Source organism: Streptomyces sp. NRRL S-495 (assembly GCF_000966955.1).
In the GTDB taxonomy this organism is placed as follows: domain Bacteria; phylum Actinomycetota; class Actinomycetes; order Streptomycetales; family Streptomycetaceae; genus Kitasatospora; species Kitasatospora purpeofusca.
This window is the reverse complement of record NZ_JZWY01000374.1, coordinates 1-3,073: the sequence shown is the minus strand read 5'-3', so window position 1 is coordinate 3,073 and position 3,073 is coordinate 1. Positions and strand designations below refer to the sequence as shown.

Annotated in this window: 2 protein-coding genes; both read left to right on the top strand. The window is 75.9% G+C overall.

Annotated elements, in window-relative coordinates; all coding sequences use genetic code 11:
* The coding region (locus tag VR45_RS19700) for a thioester reductase domain-containing protein (RefSeq protein ID WP_045941114.1) at nt 1-2,228 on the top strand (2,228 nt) is incomplete at its 5' end.
* Nucleotides 2,225-3,073 (top strand): leucyl/phenylalanyl-tRNA--protein transferase (locus tag VR45_RS19695; RefSeq protein ID WP_045941113.1); only part of this gene is annotated, 849 nt, incomplete at its 3' end. The genes VR45_RS19700 and VR45_RS19695, both read left to right, overlap by 4 nt.

The window sequence follows — 3,073 nt, the reverse complement described above, 5'->3', positions numbered from 1 at the left end:
CCTTCCTGCCGGACCCGTACGCGCCCGAGCCCGGGGAGCGCATGTACCGCACCGGCGACGCCGGCCGCTGGCGGGCGGACGGCAACCTGGAGATCCTCGGCCGCTTCGACGACCAGCTGAAGGTCCGCGGCCACCGGGTCGACCCCGCCGAGGTCGAATCCGTGCTCGCCGCCCACCCCGACGTCCGGCAGGCCCGGGTCGCCGCCGACGGCAGTGCCGACGGCAGCCGCGTGCTCATCGCCTACTACACGCTCACCGAACGCGCCTTGTCCGGACCTCACGCCCGGCGCGGACGGATCCGCTCCTACCTGGCCGAACGGCTGCCGGACTTCATGGTCCCGGCGGACTTCGTGCTCCTCGACAGCATGCCGCTCACCCCGGCCGGGAAGATCGACCGCCGCCGGCTGCCCGACGCCCGGCCGCAGCTGCAGCGGCGGGACGGCCAGGAGGCGGCCGGGGGCGGCGACCCGACCGGCGCACGCCGGGCCGGAGCCGCGCGCGGGTCCGGGGTCGGTGCCCGGGTCGGTGCCGGTGCCGGCGCCGGGGTCGGGGTCGGGGTCGGCACAGTTTCGCCGAACGGCTCGGCCCCGAACGGCTCGGCCCCGGCCGGGGGCACCGGCTCCGCCCTTGAGTCGGGCGTCGCCCAGCTGTGGTCCGAACTCCTCGGCGTCGAGGAGGTCGGACCGGAGGACGACTTCTTCGACCTCGGCGGCAACTCCCTGCTCGCCATGGAGATGCTCGCCCGCGCCCGGATCATGTTCGGCATCGACGTCACCCGGATCCGCTTCCTCACCCGTTCGCTGCTGCGCGACGCCACCCTGAGAGCCTTCGCCGCCGACACCCTCGCGGCCCGCACCGGCGGCCCGGCTCGTATCGCCGGTACCGCCCGGGCCCAGGACCCCACGGGCGGCGACCGCGACGTCGATGGCAGCGACGGCGACGGCGACGGCGACGTCGACGGCAGCGACCGCGACCGCGACGGCAGCGGCGAGGCCGCCGTCGACTGGGTCGCCGAAGCCCGCCTGGACACACCCGTCCGGCAGTCCTGGAGCCCCGCGCCGTCCCGCGCCGAACCCACCGAGATCCTCCTCACCGGCGCCACCGGCTTCTGCGGCGCCCACCTGCTCGACGCCCTGCTGCACACCACCGACGCCCGCATCCACTGCCTGGTCCGCGCCCCCGACGAGGAACACGCCCTGGAACGCCTCCGCGCCGCCCAGCAGCGCTTCCTCCGCCAGGACCTCGCCGACCGCCGCGTCGTCCCGCTCGTCGGCGACCTCGCCGAACCCCTGCTCGGCCTCACCCAGCAGCGCTTCGAACACCTCGCCAACACCTTGGACGCCATCCACCACCTCGGCGGCCAGGTCAACTTCATCTACCCCTACCACCAGCTGCGCGGCGCCAACGTCGACGGCACCCGCGAGATCGTCCGGCTCGCCGGGCACTCGCGCGGCATACCCGTCCACTACCTGTCCACCCTCGCCGTGGTGGCGGGCTTCGGCGCGGCGGGCATCGGCGAGGTCACCGAACGGACCCCGCTCGCCCACGCCGACCGGCTCGCCGTCGGCTACGTCGAGAGCAAGTGGGTCGCCGAACAGCTCCTGCACCAGGCCGCCGAGGCCGGGCTGCCGGTCACCGTGCTGCGCACCAACGACGTCACCGGCGACCTCCGCACCGGCGTGATGAACACCGGCACCGAGATGTGCGCGCTGATCAAGTACATGGCCGAGAGCGGGAGTTGCCCGGCCGTCCGGCTGCCGCTCGACTTCGTCCCGGCCGACCGGTTCAGCCGCGCGATCTGCCACATCGTCACCCACGCACCCGCCATCGGCGAGGTCTACCACCTGACCTCGCCCGGCCCGGCGGACCTCCCCGAACTCGCCGAACGGCTGCGCGCCCGGGGCCACCCCGTCGACGAAGTCCCGTACGAGCAGTGGGTGCAGGGCCTGGTCCGGTTCGCCGCCGGGCACCCCACCCACCCGATGACGCCGTTCGTCCCGCTCTTCGTCGACCGCGTGCCCGGCACCGAACTGTCCATCAGCGAGATGTACTTCCGCCCCACCTTCCCGCGCTTCGACCGGGCCAACACCGAACAGGCCCTGGCCGGCAGCGGCGTGGTGCTGCCCGCCGTCGACGGCGGCCTGCTGGACTTCTACCTCGACCGGCTGACGGCGGAGGGCTTCCTCTCCCCGCCGATCGGCACCGCGCCGCTCGGGGCGGTCCGATGACCGCCACCACCCCCGAGGAGCTCTTCGCGACGGTGGACGTGGCCCGTGCCCCCGCCGACGGACCGGCGGCGTTCGGCGGCGACCTCGCGCCCGGCACCCTGCTCGCCGCCTACCGGCACGGGCTGTTCCCGCTCCCGGCCGCCGACGACTACGCGAGCGCCTTCAACGAGGCCCGCCACGAGGAGGCGGTGGAGGCCGGCCGGATCGCCCTGCTGCCGGGGCCCGCGGACGCGGACCCGTACGCGCTCGCCTGGTGGTCGCCCGACCCCCGCCCCGTCCTCGCCGCCGACGGCGTGCGCCTCGGTCGCAAGCTCTCCCGGCTGCTGCGCAACCGGCTGGACTGGTCGACCACCGCCGACGCCGCCTTCGAGCAGGTGCTCGCGGCCTGCGCCGAGGGCCGCGAACCCCCGTGGCTCACCCGGGAACTGCGGGAGGCGCTCACCGCCCTGCACCGGCTGGGCGCGGCCCACAGCGTCGAGGTGTGGGAGGAGGGGGAGCTGGTCGGAGGGGTGTTCGGGATCGCGGTCGGGCCGGTGCTCAGCCTGGACTCGATGTTCCACCGCCGCCCGGACGCCGCCCGGGTCGCGGTCGCCGACCTCGCCGCCCGCTTCGCCGCCGTCGGCGGCCGGCTGCTCGACGCCCAGTGGGACTCCCCGCACGTGCGCTCCCTCGGCGCCGCCCCGCAGCCCCGGGCCCACTACCTCGCCGCGCTCGCCGCCGGGGCCGGGCCGGGGACGCCGCTGGACACCGCCAGGCTCCCGGCCGTCCGGCTGGCCCCCGCGAAGCCCCGCCCGCCGTGGCCGCCCGGTCACCGGCACGGGCGCGGACACGGGCACGGGCACCGT